Raw genomic sequence first — 21,984 nt, 5'->3', positions numbered from 1 at the left:
AAGCTACACTAACGCGTTTTTAATTTATCACTGCGACAAACACAACTATGCATAACAAAGCTAAATCTGTCACAATTTTTGATGTTGCCGACCTTGCAGGTGTGTCTAAATCAACGGTGTCTTTGGTGCTGACTCAAAGTAAAAAAGTCAGTAATAAAAGCAAACAAAAAGTATTAAAAGCAATTGATGAGTTAGGCTACGTTTATAATCGCGATGCCGCAGCTATGCGCTCAAAGCGCTCTAATTTAATCGCTGTGGTTATAAATGATTTAACTGACCCTGTTATGGCACAGTTGGCCACCGAGCTTGAGCTAATATTAAACAATGAAGGTTTTCAGGCCGTTATTGTTAGCAGTAACAATAACGTTGAGCAGCAAACACAGGCAATTAATAAACTAAAAGAATACAACGCCGCCGGATTTATAATTTGCCCTGTGACTAATACATGCACCCAATGGTTAGACACATTAAGTTCTAAGCATAGCGTTGTTACGTTAATGCAAGAGCTTGCATTTAGTAATGCACCTTGTGTGTTACCTGACTACAAAAAAGCTAGCCATATAGTTAGCATGCATTTACTTTCTCAAGGGGTTACAAACATTGCGTTTATAGGCAGCAATTTACAATTAAGCAGCTGCTTAACACTTCAACATGGCTTTAATACCGCATGTGCCCAACACAGTATATCGCCACTAAACGCAATCGAATGTGATGAAAGCTCAGCACTTAGTGCCAAAAATGCTTTTGCACAGGCTTACAAAAGCAACCCTGCTATTAACGCCATTGTGTGTGCGAATGACATTATCGCCCACGGCGTGCTAGCAAGCATTAACACATTAGGCTTAGCAGCTAATCAACGCATTAAAGTAGTAAGCTGTCAGCAAGTTAAAAATAGCGCCTTACTTGACGATACATTAACGAGTGTTGCAATCAGCACGCATGAAATCGCAAAACGTTGCCTTTTAGTATTACAAGAACTATTACAAAATACAGCCCCACCGGTTAAAACACTGGTAAATGTTAACTTACAAATTAAAGAGTCTAGCCAATGAAAAAAGTGCTGGTAATTGGCTACGTATGGCCAGAGCCCAACTCATCCGCTGCGGGTACGCACATGATGTCATTATTGAACGCATTTACAGCACAAAACTGGCAAGTGGAGTTTGCTACTCCCGCTCAACGCACAGAGCACATGGTAAACCTTGACGACTTTGGTATAACAAGCCAAAGCATTGCCCTTAATTGTGCAAGCTTTGACGAATACGTTAAAGGCTATAACCCAGATATTGTAATGTTTGACCGATTTATGATGGAAGAACAATTTGGTTGGCGCGTTGATAAGCATTGCCCCAATGCCATTAAGATTCTCGATACCGAAGATTTACAGTGCCTGCGAAACGCACGCCATGAAGCGCACAAAGGCGAGCGTGAATTTACAACAAGCGATTTACATTCAGACATAGCAAAACGCGAAATAGCGGCTATTTTGCGTTGCGACCTAAGCCTAATTATTTCAAGCTACGAAATGGAATTACTCAATAGCGTATTTAAGGTCGAACCAAGCTTATTACACCATTTACCGTTTATGGTCGATTTAACCTCGTTGCCCGAAACCACAAAAAGCTTTGATGAACGTCAGCACTTTATGACGATAGGTAATTTTAGGCATGCGCCAAACTGGGATGCAGTACTTTACTTACAAAAAATATGGCCGCTTATTCGCAAGCAATTACCAAAAGCAGAACTACATATTTATGGCTCTTACCCGCCACCTAAAGCCACTGCGCTTAACAACCCAAAAACCGGGTTTTTAATAAAAGGTTGGGCCGATAACGCCTTTGATGTAATGCAAAGTGCGCGCGTCTGTTTAGCCCCTCTTAGGTTTGGCGCAGGTATTAAAGGTAAATTACTTGAAGCCATGATAATGCAAACCCCCAGCGTTACCACTAGTATTGGTGTAGAGGGCATGCACAACGATTTACCTTGGTCTGGTAAAGTGGCTAATAATACCGAAGACTTTGCAAATGCAGCCGTTGAGCTTTATACCAATGAAACCGATTTTACACATGCCCAGCAAGCTGGCAATACGCTACTTAACACCGTATACGACAAAGTAAAATTAAGCGCGGCGCTCATTAATAAAATAGATGCAATAAGCAGCGATTTAATCGCGCATCGTGAAAAAAACTTTACCGGACAAATGCTCAAACATCACACAATGCGAAGCACACAATACATGGCGCAATGGATAGCGGAAAAAAATAAAAAATTAGATTAAAAATGACTAGACACACACCAATTAGTCTTTAAAATCGCGCCCATTACATATGGGCGTTTTAGCCTATACTTTTAGCTAATTTATTTACACACTGGCCTAAATAAGATTTGAAAACTGCAACCTTTACAGAAAAACGCAAATTTATCGTTAAGTTGGGTAAAATGCTTCATAAATACGGTACGCCTGCCTACCGCCTAGAAGCACACTTAATGGAAGTCGCCACATACTTAGGCCTCAAATCGTCGTTTGTTATGTCGCCCACCTCGGTCACCTTTGTTATTTGGACCGACGGCCATGAAGATGAGTATACGCATGTGGCACGAGTTGACCCAGGCGATCATGATTTAGGATCACTTGCCGATACCGACGACCTTGTAAATAAAATGCTTAATGAAGAATTGTCTCTTCAAGAAGTAGACCAACAGCTAGATATAATTTTTGATGCCCCTAACCCTTACAATAAATTAACGACAGGTATTGCATTTGCAACCTCGGGCGGCGCATTTGCAATGCTTATGGGCACCAGTTGGACCGATGTAATTTGGTCTGCGTTACTCACCCTTGTGGTGTATATGTTTGTATTGTGGTCTATGCGCTCTAAACGTGTAGCGCATATGCTTGAACCACTTGTTGCTATTGTTTCAGCAATTATGGCCTGTGCTGTAAGCGTTTATATAACACCCGAAGTAAACATACGCTTAGTGGTGCTTTCTGCCATTATTGTATTTATACCGGGCCTTGCGCTTGCACTTGGATTGGCAGAGCTTGCAGCTCGCCACTTGGTCTCGGGTACAGCAAGAGTAATGGACTCATTTATGTTGCTGTTTAAACTCTATTTTGGTGGCTTTATAGGTATAGGCATTGGCTTTGCACTTTTTGGCCAAGCAGACTTTGTTCAACCGGAGCCTTTACCCAGCTGGACACCTTGGCTTGCTATATTTTTACTGTGTAGCAGCCTAATAGTTATATTTAGAACCAAACTAAAACATGCGGGTTGGTCTATTGCATCAGGCTTTATAGCCTATGGCACAAGTATTGGGTCAGCAATGTATTTAGATTACACATTGGGTACTTTTGTTGGCGCGTTATCGGTGGGTATTTTTAGTAATTTATTTAACCGTGTTGCTAATGCGCCGGCTTCAATTGTGGCAATGCAGGGCTTGATTGTATTAGTCCCAGGTAGCAAAACCTACATTGGCTTAAATTCACTTATTGAAGGCCAAGACTTCATATATGCAGAGCATATAGGCCAGCAAACATTTTTAATATTTATGTCGCTTGTAGCCGGGCTTATATTTGCAAACGTTGCCTTACCGCCTAAAAAAAGTTTATAAAAAGCAGCGCGGTACATTCCGCGCTATTCATTATTTATTTTATCACCTTCATTTAACGCCCTCTTTTGAGCATTAATCGCATTTTTTAGTTTATTAACCTTAGCTTGTTATACTAATCTGGATTTTAAAAATAAAGGATATAACAATGCTTAAGACAAGCTTAGCGCTAGCAATCGGGCTTTCAAGCAGCCTTGCATTTGCGCAATCAGCAATCACAGTTGAAGACATTCCAAAAGTAAAATCGGTAATACAAACAAGTATTAGCCCAGATGGTGAAAGCGTTGCATTTACACGCTCGTTACCACGCAAACTTTACGTTGACGAAAATGGCAGCAATTACAGCGAACTTTACGTTGTAGACGATGAAGGTGTTGAACGCCCATTTATTACCGGCTCGGTTAATATTAAAAGCCTACAATGGTCAAACGACAGCAAAACAATTTACTTTTTAGCAAAGCTTAAAGACGATAAATTTACTTCGCTTTACCAAATTCCTGTTGATGGCGGACAAGCACAAGCAGTTATGTCGTTAAAAGGGACTTCTATTTCAAGTTATCAACTAAGCCCAGACAATAAACAGCTTGCGTTATTAGCGATGCCCGCTGCCGACAAATCAGATAAAGAATTAAAAAAACTTGGTTTTAAAGCAGAAGTATACGAACTAGGTTTAAAAAACAAACAACTCTTTGTTGTTGATTTGGCCAAAGAAGATAAACCATTATCGCCAACAGCCATAAACATTGATAGCTATGTAAGCGATGTTAACTGGTCAGCCGACAGTGAAAAGCTACTCGTTAAAACTCAACCTACAGCACTTATTGACGATCGCTATACTAAATCAATGTGGCACCTTTACGATATTGCTAACGAAAAAGTAACTTTATCGTTTAAAACACAGGGTAAATTGGGCGATGCCGAGCTGTCGCATGATGGTAAATACGTCGCTATTTTAGGCGCAGAAGATCAGCACGACCCAGCAACTGGCCGCTTATTTATTGCTGACACTGAAACCGCAAAAATCACTGAGTGGCTACCTAACTTTATGGGCCACGTAGTTGATTTTGAATGGTCGCATAAGCGTAACACGCTTAACTTTATTGCCAATGTAGGTACGCAAAGCTTTGTTGCCAGTATCAAAGCAGGCTCTAATAAATACAAAAAGCTAGTTGATGAAGGCCAATTTATTGCAACGCAGTTAAGTGTTTCTGACTCAGATAAAACATTGGCACTTCGTGGTAACAGTGCTAAGCATCCTAACGAAGTGTTTATTGTGCGTAGTAAAAAAGCAAAGCGTTTAACAGACTCAAACAGCTGGCTGAACGATAAACGTTTTGCTAAACAAGAAACGATTAAACTTAAAGCGCGTGATGGCGTTGAACTAGACGGCGTACTTGTATACCCGCTCGATTACAAAAAAGGCACACGCTACCCACTTATAATGTCAGTACATGGCGGCCCAGAAAGTCACGACAAAGATGGGTGGGTAACCAATTACTCTCGCCCTGGCCAAATGGGTGCTGCACGTGGGTACGCAGTATTTTATCCAAACTATCGTGGCTCTACAGGTAAAGGCGTTGATTATTCAAAGCTAGGGCAAAACGATTACGCTGGTAAAGAGTTTGACGACCTAGTGGACTTTAAAAACCATTTAGTCGACATGGGTCTAGTTGACAGCAAACGCGTTGGTATCACAGGTGGTTCTTACGGCGGTTACGCCTCTGCTTGGGGTGCAACAAAACTAACTGAACATTTTGCAGCAAGTGTTATGTTTGTGGGTGTCACTAACCAACTTTCTAAGTTTGGTACCACTGATATTTCAAACGAAATGCACCTAGTTCATGCCCGTTCATACCCGTGGGATAAATGGCAATGGTATTTAGAGCGCAGCCCAATTTACTGGGCTGGTCAGTCAGAAACACCGTTGCTTATTATGCACGGTAAAGACGACCCACGCGTTCACCCTGCACAGTCAATGGAGCTTTACCGCTATATGAAAGTACAAGGTAAAGATGTACGCCTTGTTTATTACCCGGGTGAAGGCCACGGCAACCGTAAAGTGGCAGCACAATACGACTACAGCTTACGTTTAATGCGTTGGATGGATAACTATTTAATAGAGGGTAAAAAAGACATGCCTGATTACGAAATAGACCACGCAGCAAAACTTAAAGCAGTAAAAGATGCCAATAAATAATTTGTGGTAAGTTAAAATATCAAGGCCGGCATTGTTGCTGGCCTTTTTTTATTATTTGTAGAACCAATATCCCCTAGCAAGCTCATGCTGTGATAAAATCTAAATTAATTCTTCGCCTCAATTTCATGATTCGACCGCTATGTCTAACAGCCCTTGTTTTACCCCATTTGCTCAACCTGTTTCCACTATTCCTTTACCGGAACAGTTTACTTACCCCTTTTTTTACGAGCCACACCCGTTAACTATTGCAGCAAGCGAACAATTGCAACAGCAGCTCGAAACACTGCCACATTTAAAAGCTGAAAACGCGGGTAAAATGTTTGGCGTGTTAGTGGTTAAAAATGAGCAAAACGAACTGGGCTTTTTAGCAGCCTACTCAGGGCAAGTTGACGCAAACAAGGAAAATATTAACTTTGTGCCCCCTATTTCAAGTATGCAATTAAACGATGAAAATTACTTAGCTAAAAGCAAAATAATAAATGACTTGAACGCACAAATAGACGAACTTGAAAACAGTGAACAACTAAAGAGCATTAGCCAATTATTAGCTACCGCCAACAAAGGCTTTGAAAAAGAGCTGCAAGCGCAGCATGCTTTAATGCAAAAAAGCAGAAAAAAGCGTAAAAAACAACGCAGCGACGCTGAAAAAAAATCGAGTAAAACCAAAATTCAACAACTCAAAAAAAAGCTAGCAACACAAAGCATTGAAGAAAAAAAGCAGCTTCAGGCATTAAAGCAAAAATGGCAAACACAGCTAATCACACTTGAACAAGCGCATAGCAAAATAAACGATGAACTTGAACATTTAAAAAAACGCCGTAAAACGCTCTCCAAAAGCTTACAAAAAATACTATTTGCTCAATATCAATTTCTTAATATTGATGGCGAAATAGAAGACCTCAATGCTATTTTTGCCAAATTACCTGAGCATACGCCGGCATCGGGGGCAGGTGACTGTGCAGCCCCTAAATTACTTCAATATGCGTTTAAACATAACTTAACACCTATAGCCATGGGTGAATTTTGGTGGGGAGCCCCGCCTAAATCTGCGGTTAGGCAGCATAAAAACTACTACCCATCTTGCTTTAGTAAATGTCAGCCTATCTTAGGCCACATGCTAAAAGGCTTAAATGTAGAACCTAGCCCACTGTTGAATAACCCTGCACAAGGTAAAGAGCTTACTGTTGTTTACCAAGATGACGATTTGGTCATAGTGAATAAACCGGCAGAGTTTTTATCGGTCCCGGGCATTACCATAGACGACTCTGTATTCTTGCGTATGAAAACACAATTTCCAGAAGCTACAGGCCCACTTATTGTGCACCGATTGGATATGTCAACCTCAGGACTATTAATCATTGCCCTAAATAAACGGGCACATAAAGCCATTCAAAAACAATTTATTGAGCGCACAATAGAAAAGCGCTACGTTGCTTTAGTTGACGGGAATATAGAACAAGAAAGCGGTACTATAGAGTTACCCCTAACACCAGATTTTGATGATAAGCCGCGTCAAAAAGTGTGTTACCAAAAAGGAAAGCCTGCACTTACAACATGGCAAGTACTTGAGCGAAAAAACAACACAACTCGCTTGCAGCTCTACCCTAAAACAGGGCGCACACATCAACTGCGTGTGCACTGCGCACACGTATTAGGTTTAAACACCCCTATTATTGGTGATACACATTATGGTAAAAAAGCAGACCGGTTACACCTGCATGCTGAGTATCTAGCATTCACGCACCCGATTAATCACGAGCGCTTAGAGTTTAAAATTGATGCTGATTTTTAACAGATAAATACTAAAACCACCATAAATAAGGCTGCTATCACGCTTATACTAGGATTATAGGCGTAGATATTTTTATAAAATAACTTTTATGGTAATGTAATTGGATAATTAATGGTTAACCAATACTTAATAGAGATTGAAAATGCTAGATATAAACGTCTCTCAAGGCTACAACCTGCTTAAGTTTTTGATTAATAAAAGTATATGGTTAAGGTATAGCCAAAATTTAACTAACCCTACGTTTTTCAAAAAAGCTACACGTATCAAGTTAGTAAGGGCTTAATATGACTAATAACATGCAATTTAAAGCAAGTTACCTATCGGTGTTGGTTAAACAGCTTGTTGTTGTGTTTTTTTTACTCGCCGCCTTTCAAAGTATTGCTTATTCAAACAATTCCACTACCCCTGAGCTCAGTCAGCAAGACGTACGGGCGCTAATTAAAAGTGTAAGAACAGATAAACTTGATTACCTGCAAAACAAAAAACAAATCACTCAAGCTTACGAGCAAAGTAAATTAAAACAGAATGACGCTTTGCATTTAGAAGCTGCAGCCATTTATGCCGAACTGCTTTTTAGGGAAGAAAAGTACGAAAAATTAAATAAACACCTCACTGTTTACTTATCAAATCAGCAATTATCTAAACAACCTGACGTATTACTGCTATTTTTGGAGTCACAATTAAAACTGCTTAGCCTACAAAAAGAACTCCAAAAGGCAAACGATGTTGTTAATCAACTAAAAACGCGATTTTCTCAATCTACACCGGCTGAAAAAATCATTATTTTAAGAGCCTTTGCATACTTTTATACCGAAACAGATGAACTGAAAAAAACCTTGAGCGTGGCACTTGATGGATTAGAACTGGCGATGCAAAACAACGATATTGCATCGCAAGGCTATTTTTACAGGAAGATAGCCGATGCGTATAATTATTTAGAAAACAAAGAAAAAGCAATAACATACGCTAAAAAAGCGCTGATCGCATATCAGCAAACTCAAGATGGCTTATATACAGCTAAAGCTTACTGGAGCTTGGGCAATGTATTACTTGAAATAAATAAACCAAACGAATCCCTCATTTATCTAGACAAAGCACTCTCTTACTTTGAATCTGTTAACATGCAAAAAGGACTGTCTTTTGCTCAGTATTCAATTGCTAATATTTTATACAAACAAGAAAACTACGAAGATGCGCTCGCCTTAGCCACAAAAAATATTGAGGTTGCCCACCTAGCCGGAATAGGTGATATGAAACTCGCATCGATGATATTGATGCTAGATATTTATAAAAAACAAGGTTTACTTGAAAAAGCCGATAAAATGAACGATGAAGTATTTTCGATGATCGATGATTTTAGCCGCAGCATTTATAAAGCCGATTACCTTCAAAAGCGATACCAGTTAAAACGAAGCCTCAACAAAACAGACGATGCATTTGACGCAATGGAGCAAATGCTTACATTTATGAAAAAGCATTACGAAGCCACCAGCGAAACAAACATTAAAACGCTGCAAATAAAATTTGAAGTAAAAGAAAAAGAAGAAAAAATACTCCAACTAGAATACGACAAAAACATTAACGAATTACTCGCCAAAGAAGAGTATCAACAAAAAATAATTTGGCGGTTAAGCGCAACAATTGCGTTTATTTTAGTTATTATGTCGTTATTACTTATTTATAAACAAGTACTACAACGTAAAAAATATTATAACATTGCGCTAACTGACTACTTAACTAGCAGTTTAAATCGACGCGGTATTATGCAAAAAGCGGCTCAAAAACTTAAGCAAAGCAATGCTACAATTGCCATTGTCGATCTAGATTTGTTTAAGCACATTAACGACACTTACGGCCACGATGTGGGTGACTCCGTTCTTAAAGCTTTTGCTCGTGCAGCACAAAATACACTTGCTGGTGACGACCAATTTGGCCGCTATGGTGGTGAGGAATGGTTATTTGTTTTAAACACTGTTGATAAACAAAGCGTTAAAACAACGTTCGATTCTATTGCCAATACACTGATAGATATTTGCAGCGAAATAGAAGGCTTAAATAATACTGAAACCATTACGTTTAGCGCAGGTGCAGCAATTAGCTCCTCTTCTAACCGCTCACTTGAAAAACTGATCATACATGCTGATGAGCTTCTTTATAAAGCCAAACAAAGTGGCCGCAATCAGGTTAATGTTGAGCAGCCCTAGGCGTATTAAAGCTTAACAAACACATACCCCCCAAATATGTTTTTAACAAGCTAATTGTAAAAAGCTGCACGTGAAGTATAAGCTCGTATTAAAAGTAAGAAATTATTTCATCCTCTCGTCTGTAAAAAATACACAAACAATCCAAAAATATAGCCTAAAACATATAAACTCATTATTTTCAATAACTTAAAATCTGGCACTGCGTTTGCTTATTAGTTATTAAGCAACGTAATTGATTAGGATGATTTATGAATATTTTTGAAGCACTACGTAATGATCATGACAAACAACGCAAACTAGTTGACGCGCTTATTCAAACCAAGGGCGACACAAAAAAACGTCATAGCTTAATGGATGAGCTAAAAACAGAGCTAGAAGAACATGCAAAATTTGAAGAGCGCTACTTTTATAATCCATTAATTTGTGAAGATTTAACGCAAGAAAAAGCACGCCACAGTGTTGCAGAGCATCATGAAATTGATGAACTAATTGAACAACTTGAAGACACCGAAATGAGCTCATCAGCATGGTTAGTAGAAGCTAAAAAACTACACCATTTAGTGCATCATCACTTAGATGAAGAAGAGCATGAAGTATTTCAACTAGCAGGTAAAGCGCTGTCTGAAGGGCAAAAAGAGCGCTTAGGCGACAAATATAACGACGCAATGCATTAATCGTAAAAGTAAGAATTCATACACCTCCCTGTGTACTTTTGGTTATAAGCTAATTGGCTTATAACCATTTTTTTGTCTGGCTGTTTTATTTAACAGTATATTTTACGTCTTGATCCCGTAATAAATAAAGTGCAAAACACGCTGCCCACATTGGCCACGCAGTAAAAAATAATAAGTTATTAAAGCCATCAATGTACTGATTGTAAGATGAAAGCGTTGATAGGCCGTGCATTATGAAAATAATACCGTAAGTAATACGTTTTTTAATACCTGCTAAAAACGCTAAAACAAGAACTAGCTGCACCGCACCAATAATGTAAGCCACCATATCTGTAGAGCCACTAATCCCATAAAAATGCTCAAAAATACGTGCGCTATGTCCAGGGTTAACAAACTTATCGAATGTCCACATAACCATTACAATAAACACACCTACACGCAAAGATAAAAGTGACCACTGCAAACGATTTTGAACATCACTACTTAAAGAACCCGTCATAAAATTTCCTTTAAAAATATATAAATAAACCAAGAACAGAACAAGACCGTATAAGGTATGATTAATTTCAAACTACTTAGATTTAATTCGAGTGAGTATTCAACAACATTTAAAGCTTAAGACTATAATAAGAATAATTTGCACGCATCCATTCTAAAAATTAAAAAAGTTTTACTTTAATTGAAAGATATTTTTATTCCTTTCGGTCTTTATCGCCAATAACTAATTACACTAGAGAGACAACCCTTGAAACACGCATACTTAGCGCTATCGTTAGCCACCATATTAAACACTCCCCTTGTTGCTTTTGCAGCTGAAAAAACGCAAGTAAAAGATTCGATTGAACACATAGAGGTGGCTGGTCAAGTTATAAATTCTCAAGGTCTTTCTGTTAAAAATGAAACAATTGACGGTCCTTTTGGTGATAACTTAGCACTTCAAGACATAGCACGCTCAGTTACGCCTATTTCAAGCGAACTTATAGAACAGCTTAACATTACTACTTTACAAGATGTATTAGCAGTAAGCCCAAACACATACTCTGCAAGTGGCTTTGGCGCGCCAAGTTTACCTACTATTCGCGGTCAATTGGGTGAGCTTTTTCAAGATGGTACACGTCGTCAAGCAGGTAACAATGGGTTTGGCGTGCCGTTATCGTTCAATTCTGTCGAACAAATAGATGTAGTAAAAGGCGCACCGCCGGTTTTGTTTGGTTCAAGCCAACGCAACGGTGGATTTGTTAACTTACAGTCAAAAGTAGCGTCAACGGACGAAAGTAAAGGCAAAGCGAGTTTATCGGCCGGTCGTTGGGACCAATACAGTGCGCAAATAGATTACACTGCGCCAATTATTAAAGACAAAGTTGGGTTTAGAGTAAGCTACGAACACCTTGACCATGGCAGCTACTACGATTATTCAGGTACTAAAAGCGACAGTTTATTTGCAGCACTACGCATTTTGCCAGACGATAAAAGCACTTGGGATATTAACTTTGAGCTATACCAAGTCGAATTTACCGACAACGCCGGTATTAACCGCCCTACCCAAGCTTTAATTGATGATGGCCTTTATATTACTGGCCAAGGCGTGCAAGCAAATGGCAGTACAGTACCGGCGGCGGGTTCGATTGTGTCGCCTACTGGGCAAGTAAACATTGATCGCAGCACTGTACTTACTGACCCTGATAACCAAAACGAAGCTACAACCTATTTAATTCACAGTATTTATAAACGTGAGCTAAGTGCAAATGCCTCACTTAAAAACATCACCTACTTTCAACATTTACAGCGTGAAGAGATTGCCCAAAATAGCTTTGTTGAAATTATTGACGGCGCCGACACGGCGCAAAATAGAACAGAACTAACGTATAGTTGGAACGACGAACAACAAACTATTTTTGCTTTTGACGTACGCTATAACAAAGTGCTTGGCTACAGCCAGTTCACCACAGAGGCCGACTCACCTATTGATTTAACTGGCCCATTATCAAACCGCCGCATTCCTTTAACAGACGCACAAAAGGCACGTTTGGTTGAGCTTCGCCCGGGTGTGTTCGTATCACCTGGTGCACAGTACGATATAGATAACGACGGCAGCGGCGACTTTAACCTGTCAGACACCACTGACTCACGTTCATGGCAAACAGGTTTTGCTATTCAGCAAGACTCGGATTGGACAGATAAACTTCATACAAGCCTAGGTTACCGGGTAGATTATTATGATGTAGAAGCACGTGATCCTATTGCACCACAAGGCCAAACTGCAGCAAGTGATAGCATTAACGACACACTTCAGTCAGGTCAGGTAAGCTTTAATTACAAACTAAATGCTGATTTCACAGGCTACGGTGCTGCAAGTTATAACGAGGCCACATCAAATAGTATGGCTGGCGGTAATGTGCTGGGTGGCGGCAACGTAATTAGTGCACAAAACTTTGCAACAGAAAACACACTCGTAGAATTTGGTTTAAAATATGCCCCAATCGACAGTGATTGGTATGCCGATGGCGCTGTATTTAGTCAACGCCGCAGCTTGCGTAATCGCGATGGCAGCAATACGGGTATTCGTACTACGGGCTTTGAAAGCCAAGTATTTTACGATGCTTACCCTTATTGGCTAAGTGCGGGCTACAGCTACATAGATGCCCGCTACGATAACTCTGCAAGCAGCCAAGATTCCGCTCAAGTCGCTGATGCGTTTGATAACTCACGCCCAGACATTATTGCTGGTACGGGCGTTGGCGCGCCAAGCTTTACACCATTTGCACCGTCAAACAGTCAAGTACAAGGTATTCCAGAGCAATCGTTTAGTTTCAATGGTAATTATTCAATTACCTCGAAATGGCAAACTGGTTTTTCAGGTCTATATACAAAGAGTTACCCATTAGACTTTTTACAAACAGTTAAAATTCGTGATCAGTACACGCTAAACGTAAATACTAGCTATGCATTTACGCCTAGTACTAAGTTACGTTTAGATGTAAATAACATCACAAACCAAAAAAATTGGCGTCCTGTTTTTGAAGGCGGCTACTTTGGCGCAACCTTGGCATTCCCTGAATTGCCAATAAATGCCAAGCTGACTCTGACTCATAAGTTTTAATATTTATGAATATTTAGCTTTAAAGCTTAAATATACATAAATTTGCTTCTTATAAAGCGAGGTAAAGCCTATGTGGTGTGGTTATTCCTCATAGGCGTTAAAGTAAAATTAATGCTAAACAGGTTCAGCCCAAAGGATTTACCTAGTGCAATCCAAAAAGGTTAATAGGCCCTAATTAAGAGAGAGAACATGATAAAAAAATTATTATTAATAGTGATTGCCGCCGCTGCTATTGGCGCGTTCTTTCATTTTAATTTACACCAGTTACTAACACTTGATGGCTTAAAAGGGTCAATGGATCAATTTGATCAGTACAAAGCAGAGTCACCGTTGCTTGTTATTGGCGGCTTCTTTTTGCTTTATGTGGTAGTAACGGCTCTCTCTTTACCGGGTGCGGCTATATTAACACTGGCCGCAGGTGCATTATTTGGCTTAGTTGAAGGCTTATTGGTCGCCTCGTTTGCCTCTACGGTAGGTGCTACGCTTGCCTTTTTAGTATCGCGTTACTTACTGCGCGATACAATTAAACAACGTTTTCCAGAGCGCTTAGACGCTATTGACGCAGGCGTTGAAAAAGAAGGTGGGTTTTACTTATTTACCCTTCGTTTAGTACCCGTATTCCCGTTCTTTTTAATTAACTTACTAATGGGTGTTACTGCAATTAAATCGTGGACCTTCTACTGGGTAAGTCAGGTAGGTATGCTCGCAGGTACTTTTGTATTTGTAAACGCGGGTACGCAACTTGCGCAAATCGAGAGCTTATCTGGCATTTTATCGCTCGATCTTATTTTATCATTCGCTTTATTGGGTGTGTTCCCTTTTATTGCTAAAGGAATCCTAAACGTGTTTAAAAAACGTCGCGTATACAAAAATTACACTAAACCTAAAAAGTTCGATCGCAACATGATTGTTATTGGCGCAGGTGCTGGCGGCTTAGTGACAAGCTATATTGCAGCAGCGGTTAAAGCCAAAGTAACCCTAATTGAAGCCGGCGAAATGGGCGGCGACTGTTTAAACTACGGGTGTGTACCAAGTAAAGCCGTTATTAAAAGCGCTAAAATTGCCGAGCAAATTCGCAACGGTGAACACTACGGCTTAGAAAACGCAACACCGCAGTTTTCGTTTAAAAAAGTAATGGCACGTGTACATAAAGTAATTGCCGATGTAGCACCACATGATAGCGTTGAACGTTACACAAACCTTGGTGTAGATGTGGTTAAAGGCTACGGTAAATTATTAGACCCGTGGACTGTAGAAATTAAACTTAATGATGGCGGCACACAAACATTAACAGCCCGTACTATTGTTATTGCCACTGGCGCACGCCCATTTGTACCGCCATTACCTGGTATTGAAGAAACAGGCTATGTAACAAGCGATACATTATGGACTAAATTTGCAGAGCTTGAAGAAGCCCCTAAAAAGCTTGTTGTACTTGGCGGCGGCCCAATTGGGTGCGAACTTGCACAAAGTTTTGCACGCTTAGGATCAAGCGTTACGCAAATTGAGATGAGCGAACGCATCATGATCAAAGAAGATCTAGAAGTGTCTACCTTTGCTCACGAAGCGCTTATTGAGAGCGGCGTAAACATTTTAACCTCGCATCAAGCTCTACGCTGTGAAGAGCGCGATGGCAAAAAGTTCATTGTGGTAAAACATAACGATACCGAAATCGATATTGAATACGATGAGCTACTATGTGCTGTGGGCCGAAGCGCTCACCTTAAAGGTTACGGCCTTGAAGAGCTAGGCATAGAAACTAACCGTACTGTAGTTACTAACGAATACCTAGAAACGCTTTACCCTAACATTTTTGCCGCTGGCGATATTGTAGGTCCGTATCAGTTTACGCACGTAGCCGCTCATCAGGGCTGGTACGCCGCTGTAAATGGCTTATTTGGTAATCTTAAAAAGTTTAAAGTAGATTACCGTGTTATTCCGTGGACTACGTTTATTGACCCAGAAGTAGCACGTGTTGGCTTAAACGAGCAAGACGCTATTGATAAAGGCATTGACTATGAAATCACTCGCTTTGAATTTGAAGAGCTAGACCGCGCCATTACCGACAGCGCCACCAAAGGCTTCATTAAAGTAATTACACCAAAAGGCAAAGACAAAATACTGGGTGTTACAGTGGTATCTGAGCACGCTGGCGATTTAATAGCTGAATTTGTACTGGCAATGAAACACGGTTTAGGCCTTAACAAAATACTGGGTACTATTCACAGCTACCCCACGTGGGCTGAAGGTAACAAGTACGCAGCAGGCGAGTGGAAACGCGCTCACGCACCTGAAAAAGTACTTAACATGCTTGAAAAATACCACACATGGCGCAGAGGCTAATATGTTTAAAACACCTTTAAAAGCGCTATTGTTAGGGTCTGCTTTGCTTGCAACATCGTTTGCAAGCAAAGCTCAAAATATGCACGAGGGCTGGAATACATTATTAAACAACCATGTTGTGGCTATAAACCATGGCCACAGCACTGAGGTTGATTACGTAGCAATAAAAGCTAAGCACAGCGAGCTTAAAACCTATTTAGATTCGCTATCGGCTGTTACGCAAAATGAGTTTGATACATGGGAAAAACCTAAGCAGCTGGCGTTTTTAATTAACGCATATAACGCCTTTACTGTTGAGCTTATATTAACAAAATACCCAGATCTTAAGTCAATTAAAGATTTAGGCAGCTTTTTTAGCTCACCATGGAGCAAAGAGTTTGTGCCATTACTTGGTAAAACGCGCAGCCTTGATGATATAGAACATGGTTTAATACGTGGCAGTGGTAAATACAACGACCCACGTATTCACTTTGCTGTAAATTGCGCAAGTATTGGCTGCCCAGCACTACGTGAAGAAGCCTACACAGCCATTGATTTAGAAAGCCAATTGCAAGCGCAAACGGTACGTTTTTTATCAGACATGACCCGCAATATAGCGCAAGATAACACACTAAGTGTGTCTTCAATATTTAAGTGGTACGGCGATGATTTTGAACAAGGCTTTAAAGGTGCGCATACGCTGCAACAGTTTTTTATGCAATACCCTGAAGCACTAAAACTGATACCCGCTCAGCAAAAAGCGCTTAAAAATAACGACATGAAAGTTAAATTTTTAGACTACAACTGGGATTTAAATGCTCGCCAATAAATGTTGGCAAACATTATCGCGATACAGCTTTTGCTGTGTCGCGTTTTGCATTTGCCTTGTTATTAGCTTTAAAAGCCTAGCAAGTACACAATTACAAAGCCGTTGGCAGCAAGTTGAAAGCTTAGGTAAAGACCAAAGCGTATATTTTTATGCATGGGGTGGAGATGCGCAAATAAATGCGTATATTCAATGGGCTGCCCAGCAAGTAAAAGCCAAATACAACATAAACTTAGTACATGTAAAGCTAAGCGATACCAGTGAAGCAGTAAGCCGCGTACTTGCCGAAAAATCAGCAAACAATAACGATAAAGGCAGCGTAGATTTAATTTGGATAAACGGTGCTAACTTTGCCACCATGAGCGAGCACTCGTTATTACTTAAACAATGGGCTAATAAGCTGCCTAATTTTAGCTACACCGACCCTGACAATAACCCCGCTGTTAATTTTGATTTTGGAATACCCACCAACGGGATGGAAGCTCCTTGGGGCCAAGCTTCACTCACCTTTTACTACGACAGTTTAGCAATTGACGGCACTGCAAATAACACACTACCAAAAACCCTAAACCAATTACTTAGCTGGAGCGCCCAAAACCCAGGGCGCTTTAGCTACCCAAAGCCGCCTGACTTTTTAGGCATGAGCTTTTTAAAATACGCGCTTGTTATGCTACATCAACAAAGCGATGACACACTTAAAGCACAGTTAAATCAGCTAGCTACTGCACAAAACACAGCCCAAGTACTAAACCCATTATGGGACTTTTTAAATAAACTGCACCCAACACTTTGGCGCGGCGGTAAACACTTTATGCAAAGTGGTGCACAAATGCGCCGCTTAGTAGGCGACACAGAGCTAAGCATAGCGTTTACGTTTTCAGCACCCGAAGTACCCGCCGCCGTTAAACGTTATGATTTACCAAAAAGTATTCGCAGTTATGCAATGCAAGATGGCAGTTTAAGTAACACCCACTTTGTAGCCATACCTTATAATGCAAGCCATGCACAAAGTGCGCAGTTAGTGGCTAATTTTTTATTAAGCCCAGAGGCGCAAGCTCAAAAACAAAAAGCGTCTATATGGGGCGATAAAAGCGTACTTATTCAATCAACGCTAACACCACAGCAACAAGCCTTATTTAAAACAACGCAACCGCATCCAAGCGCGCTGCCTTTGAATAGTATTAAACGCACGCTAAATGAGCCACACCCAAGCTGGGTAAACGCTATTATGCAAGGGTGGCAAACACGTTTTGGAGTAAGCCAATGAGTGTTGTTTCAAATAAGTTAGCAGCAAGCCCAACGCTTAAACCACATAAAAGCGCCGATATGTTTAGTAAATTAGTTACATTAAGTCCACGCTTTTTACTGGCATTACTAATTTTGCCGGTAATAGGGGGCTTAATTAGCGTGCTATTACCCGCTTTTGGCTATGCGCCGGTACTTGAGCACACAACACTTGGCCTACATGGCTTTACTATGCTTATGCAAACACCCGGCCTAACACACATGGGTATGCTAAGTGTTGGCAGCGGATTAATAAGTACCTTACTTGCCTTTATCATAACGTTAATGATTTTAGCGACATTTTTTAATAGCCCGTGGCTTAACCGTATTCAGCGTTTACTCAGCCCAATACTCGTAATACCCCACGCAGCAGCAGCTATAGCGGTTGGTTTTTTAATTGCTCCTTCGGGAATGATCTCGCGTTTAGTATCGCCTTGGTTTAGTGGATGGGAACTTGCGCCTAACGGCATGTTTCCGCATGACGCATTTGGTATTAGTATAATTTTAGGCTTAACCCTTAAAGAGCTGCCTTTTTTACTGTTAATGGCGCTAGGTGTGCTTGCCCAACCTGAGCTTGGCAAAAAACTGCGCCAACAACATAAAGTCGCGCTTAATTTAGGCTACTGCCCTATGACTGCTTTTTTTAAAGTAGTATTACCAAGCCTTTACCCATTACTGCGCCTACCCATTTTAGCCGTATTGGCTTATGCCAGCGCAAGTGTAGAAATGCCACTTATTCTAGGGCCAAATACACCACCCACCTTGGCAGTGGCTATTATGCACTGGTTTAACGATGTAGATTTAAACCTGCGTATTAAAGCCTCTGCGGGGGCGTTATTGCAGCTTGTCCTTACTGGCGGTTTGCTAGCACTTTGGCTTGGCGGCGAAAAAACCATAAAAGCATTATTTAGTGATTTACTCACCAATGGCGAGCGAGAATATGGCGGTGTTTATTGGCAAAAAATAACAACCGTATTAACAGTATTTGTAATTGGCTTTATTTTGCTTTCATTAATTGGCTTAATTATGTGGTCGGTTGCCGGATTTTGGCGTTTTCCGGCGGCACTGCCCGATCAGCTCACGCTACTTCACTTTAAAAGTGCGCTAATGCAAATGCAAAGCCCGCTTTTTAATACCCTTGCTATAGGGCTAGTTACTACGTTATTTGCCATTATTATTACCCTTTTGTGCTTAGAGTCAGAGCAGTTAAGTGCAAAACCCATGTCGCGCTTTACCAGCTTAATTATTTATTTACCGCTGCTTGTACCAAGTATTGCGTTTTTATTTGGCCTAGTGTGGCTGCAACAACTAGTAAATAACCAAGCCGCGTTTTTTAATGTGGTATTTACCCATTTATTGTTTGTACTGCCGTATGTGTTTTTATCGCTTGCGAGCAGTTATAGGCGATTAGACCCTCGCTTTGCTCATGTAGCAGCAAGCCTTGGCGCAACACCCTGCAAAGTGTTTTTACAAGTAAAATTACCCCAGTTATTTGCCCCTATTTTAATTGCGGCCGCACTTGGTTTGGCCATTAGCTTTGGCCAATATTTACCTACACTTTTAGCCGGTGGCGGGCGCATTGCAACTATAACAACCGAAGCGGTTACCCTTGCTAATGGCGCAAGTAGGCGTACCAGTGCGGTGTATGCCATTATGCAAATGGCATTGCCACTCATTGGCTTTATACTGGCTTGGGTGTTACCTAAGTACTTTTTTAAAAGCGCCCATCGCTAACCCATAAATTAAAAGGTTTTTAATGCAGTCATCTTTAGAGATTAAAAATTGTGAGCTTTATCGTCAACACGAGCAATTACTAAGCTTAAACGAGCAAGTAAAAGGCGGCGAAATACTCACTGTTATGGGGCCATCAGGCAGTGGTAAATCAAGTTTATTAAATTGGCTTACCGGCACATTACCCAGTGGTTTTAGCGCAAATGGCGAAGTGTGGCTTAACGGCGAAAATATTAATAACTTACCCGCACATTTACGCCACATAGGCGTGCTTTATCAAGATGCGTTATTATTTTCGCATTTGTCGGTAAGCGGTAACATTGCCTTTGCTATGCCTAAAGGCAATAAAAAACAGCGCCTTGAAAAAATAGAGCACGCCCTTGAACAAGTTGGATTAAAGGGCATGGCTAATCGCCACCCCGACAACCTCTCAGGTGGGCAACAAGCCCGCGTTGCTTTATTGCGTATGCTATTAAGCGAGCCAAAAGCGATTTTACTTGATGAGCCCTTTAGCAAGCTCGACACCCAATTAAGAGTAGATACCCGCCAGCTGGTATTTAGCCAAATACGTGAGCATAAACTGCCCGCTATTATGGTCACCCACCATCATAGCGATGCAGAAGCCGCAAACGGCAAACTGATTACCTTAAATTTAGCCAAATAAACGCACAAAAAGTACAAGGCACCAAGCATGTTAGACAAATACATAACCCCGGTAATAAAGCCACTGTTAACTCCTGTTGTGGCGTTAATGCACAAACGCGGCATAACGCCCGACCAACTTACTGTGGTCGGTTTTTTAATAGGCCTATTAGCTGTGCCATTAATTGCGTTTGAAATGTGGTACGCAGCGTTAACGGCTATTGCTTTAAATCGTATTTTAGATGGGCTAGATGGCGCATTGGCACGCCATGCAAATTTAAGTTCAAGCGCTGGCGGCTATTTAGATATTACCCTCGACTTTTTATTTTACGCGGCAATTCCGCTAGGTTTTATTTTGGCAAACCCCGAGCAAAACGCCATTGCAGGTAGCATATTACTCGCCACCTTTATAGGCACAGGTTCAAGCTTTTTAGCCTTTGCCATAGCCGCCGAAAAATTTAAGCTTGAAAAACCTCAGTTTAAATACAAAAGCTTTTACTACTTAAATGGTTTAACCGAAGGCACAGAAACCATAGCGCTGTTTATTGCCTTTTGTATTTGGCCGCAGCACTTTGCCATAATGGCGAGTATTTTTGCCACTGCGTGCGCCATTACTATTTTTACACGTATACATGGTGGATATAACACGTTAAAACTCCAAGAAGCTAATGAGGTTACACAAGCCAATGAGTAATGAAATTTGGTGGCGTTTAGGGTTCTTTTTTAGCATTTTGGTTATTATGATGCTGCTAGAATCGCGTATGCCCGCACGCAAATCGCCTATAAAAAGTAGCACCCGATGGTATGCTAATTTTGGACTCGTGTTTGCTTCATCACTAATTGCCCGCTTAAGTGTACCCATAGGCTTAACCGCCGTAGCGCTTTATAACCAAGAGCACGGCATTGGTTTATTTAATCAAATAGCCACACCAAGTATTGTTGCTATTATTTTAAGTATGCTACTGCTTGATATACTTATTTATTGGCAGCACCGGCTTTTTCATCAGGTGCCTATTTTGTGGCGTTTGCACCGCGTACACCACGCTGATGCACATATTGATACCAGTACCGGCTTGCGGTTTCACCCTATCGAAATAGTACTCAGCATACTTATAAAATTGATTGCCGTTACCGCTTTGGGTGTACCCGCTATTGCTGTATTAATATTTGAAATAGCACTTAATGGATTAGCATTATTTAATCATGCAAATATACGCTTACCACAAGCAATAGAAAAACCACTTCGATTAATTTTAATGACCCAAATACTGCATCGTATTCATCATAGCCAACGCGTGAGCGAAACCAATTCAAACTACGGATTTAGCGTTATTTGGTGGGATAAACTGTTTGGTAGTTACAAAAATGAAGCGCAAAAAACCGATAACGACATAGATGTAGGCCTAAAAGAATACCCAAGCGAAAAGCAAAACGCGTCGCTTTGGGCTTTGTTAACCATGCCATTTCAAAAAAAGTAACAACTATCCTCTTAAAAAATAAAATCATTAAACAAAATTATGCAGTTTAATGATTTTAGAACTACTATTTATTCGTTAAACAGTAAATTAATTGTAAATAATTTAGACAAATATGTTGACCAAAC

Annotated in this window: 16 protein-coding genes; 15 read left to right on the top strand and 1 reads right to left on the bottom strand. The window is 40.5% G+C overall.

Annotated elements, in window-relative coordinates:
• The first annotated feature begins 47 nt into the window (after window positions 1–47).
• The 7 genes from PMAN_RS17495 to PMAN_RS17465 all read left to right on the top strand — a co-directional run bounded on the left by PMAN_RS17495 (window position 48) and on the right by PMAN_RS17465 (window position 10,476).
• Window positions 48–1,052: a LacI family DNA-binding transcriptional regulator gene (locus tag PMAN_RS17495; RefSeq protein WP_010556815.1), complete on the top strand. Its 1,005-nt coding sequence runs from the start codon at window positions 48–50 to the stop codon at window positions 1,050–1,052.
• A complete protein-coding gene (locus PMAN_RS17490; RefSeq protein ID WP_010556816.1) occupies window positions 1,049–2,278 on the top strand; it encodes a glycosyltransferase in 1,230 nt (409 codons plus the stop codon). Before PMAN_RS17495 ends, PMAN_RS17490 begins: the two co-directional genes overlap by 4 nt.
• A 107-nt stretch (window positions 2,279–2,385) precedes the next feature.
• Complete coding sequence (locus tag PMAN_RS17485; protein WP_008129681.1) at window positions 2,386–3,612, top strand: threonine/serine exporter family protein; 1,227 nt, start codon at window positions 2,386–2,388, stop codon at window positions 3,610–3,612.
• A gap of 145 nt (window positions 3,613–3,757) precedes the next feature.
• Window positions 3,758–5,806, top strand: a complete 2,049-nt coding sequence (locus tag PMAN_RS17480) for a S9 family peptidase (protein WP_010556818.1) — start codon at window positions 3,758–3,760, stop codon at window positions 5,804–5,806.
• Between the two features lie 139 nt (window positions 5,807–5,945).
• Complete coding sequence (locus PMAN_RS17475) at window positions 5,946–7,598, top strand: RluA family pseudouridine synthase (RefSeq protein WP_010556819.1); 1,653 nt, start codon at window positions 5,946–5,948, stop codon at window positions 7,596–7,598.
• Window positions 7,599–7,882: 284 nt separating this feature from the next.
• Entirely contained in the window at window positions 7,883–9,802 is a 1,920-nt protein-coding gene (locus PMAN_RS17470; RefSeq protein ID WP_010556820.1) for a tetratricopeptide repeat-containing diguanylate cyclase, read from the top strand.
• A 248-nt stretch (window positions 9,803–10,050) separates the two neighbouring features.
• Entirely contained in the window at window positions 10,051–10,476 is a 426-nt protein-coding gene (locus PMAN_RS17465; protein ID WP_006792655.1) for a hemerythrin domain-containing protein, read from the top strand.
• 85 nt (window positions 10,477–10,561) lie between these two features.
• Here the strand turns inward: PMAN_RS17465 and PMAN_RS17460 are convergent, their stop codons facing one another.
• Window positions 10,562–10,975: a hypothetical protein gene (locus tag PMAN_RS17460; protein WP_010556821.1), complete on the bottom strand. Its 414-nt coding sequence runs from the start codon at window positions 10,973–10,975 to the stop codon at window positions 10,562–10,564.
• Window positions 10,976–11,221: 246 nt separating this feature from the next.
• On the opposite strand from PMAN_RS17460, the gene PMAN_RS17455 reads away from it, so the two are divergent.
• The 8 genes from PMAN_RS17455 to PMAN_RS17420 all read left to right on the top strand — a co-directional run bounded on the left by PMAN_RS17455 (window position 11,222) and on the right by PMAN_RS17420 (window position 21,859).
• The gene (locus PMAN_RS17455; protein WP_010556822.1) at window positions 11,222–13,576 is read left to right on the top strand and encodes a TonB-dependent receptor; all 2,355 of its coding nucleotides are present in this window, start codon (window positions 11,222–11,224) and stop codon (window positions 13,574–13,576) included.
• A 189-nt stretch (window positions 13,577–13,765) separates the two neighbouring features.
• Window positions 13,766–15,919 carry an FAD-dependent oxidoreductase gene (locus PMAN_RS17450; RefSeq protein ID WP_010556823.1) on the top strand — a complete coding sequence of 718 codons (2,154 nt, stop codon included), beginning with the start codon at window positions 13,766–13,768 and terminating at the stop codon, window positions 15,917–15,919.
• Window position 15,920: 1 nt separating this feature from the next.
• Window positions 15,921–16,727 (top strand): DUF547 domain-containing protein, encoded by an 807-nt coding sequence (locus PMAN_RS17445; RefSeq protein ID WP_021032412.1) that lies wholly within the window; start codon window positions 15,921–15,923, stop codon window positions 16,725–16,727.
• Window positions 16,714–17,991 carry an ABC transporter substrate-binding protein gene (locus PMAN_RS17440; RefSeq protein ID WP_010556825.1) on the top strand — a complete coding sequence of 426 codons (1,278 nt, stop codon included), beginning with the start codon at window positions 16,714–16,716 and terminating at the stop codon, window positions 17,989–17,991. The genes PMAN_RS17445 and PMAN_RS17440 overlap by 14 nt, the downstream gene beginning before the upstream one ends.
• Window positions 17,988–19,742 carry an ABC transporter permease gene (locus tag PMAN_RS17435; RefSeq protein WP_010556826.1) on the top strand — a complete coding sequence of 585 codons (1,755 nt, stop codon included), beginning with the start codon at window positions 17,988–17,990 and terminating at the stop codon, window positions 19,740–19,742. Before PMAN_RS17440 ends, PMAN_RS17435 begins: the two co-directional genes overlap by 4 nt.
• Before the next feature lie 22 nt (window positions 19,743–19,764).
• Complete coding sequence (locus PMAN_RS17430) at window positions 19,765–20,403, top strand: ATP-binding cassette domain-containing protein (RefSeq protein ID WP_010556827.1); 639 nt, start codon at window positions 19,765–19,767, stop codon at window positions 20,401–20,403.
• A gap of 27 nt (window positions 20,404–20,430) precedes the next feature.
• Window positions 20,431–21,075: a CDP-alcohol phosphatidyltransferase family protein gene (locus PMAN_RS17425; protein WP_010556828.1), complete on the top strand. Its 645-nt coding sequence runs from the start codon at window positions 20,431–20,433 to the stop codon at window positions 21,073–21,075.
• Window positions 21,068–21,859 (top strand): sterol desaturase family protein, encoded by a 792-nt coding sequence (locus PMAN_RS17420; protein WP_010556829.1) that lies wholly within the window; start codon window positions 21,068–21,070, stop codon window positions 21,857–21,859. The genes PMAN_RS17425 and PMAN_RS17420 overlap by 8 nt, the downstream gene beginning before the upstream one ends.
• The last annotated feature ends 125 nt before the right edge of the window (window positions 21,860–21,984 follow it).

This window comes from Pseudoalteromonas marina (genome assembly GCF_000238335.3).
Lineage (GTDB): Bacteria > Pseudomonadota > Gammaproteobacteria > Enterobacterales > Alteromonadaceae > Pseudoalteromonas > Pseudoalteromonas marina.
Note: the sequence above shows the minus strand (reverse complement) of the source record. Positions and strands in the feature narration are given on the sequence as shown.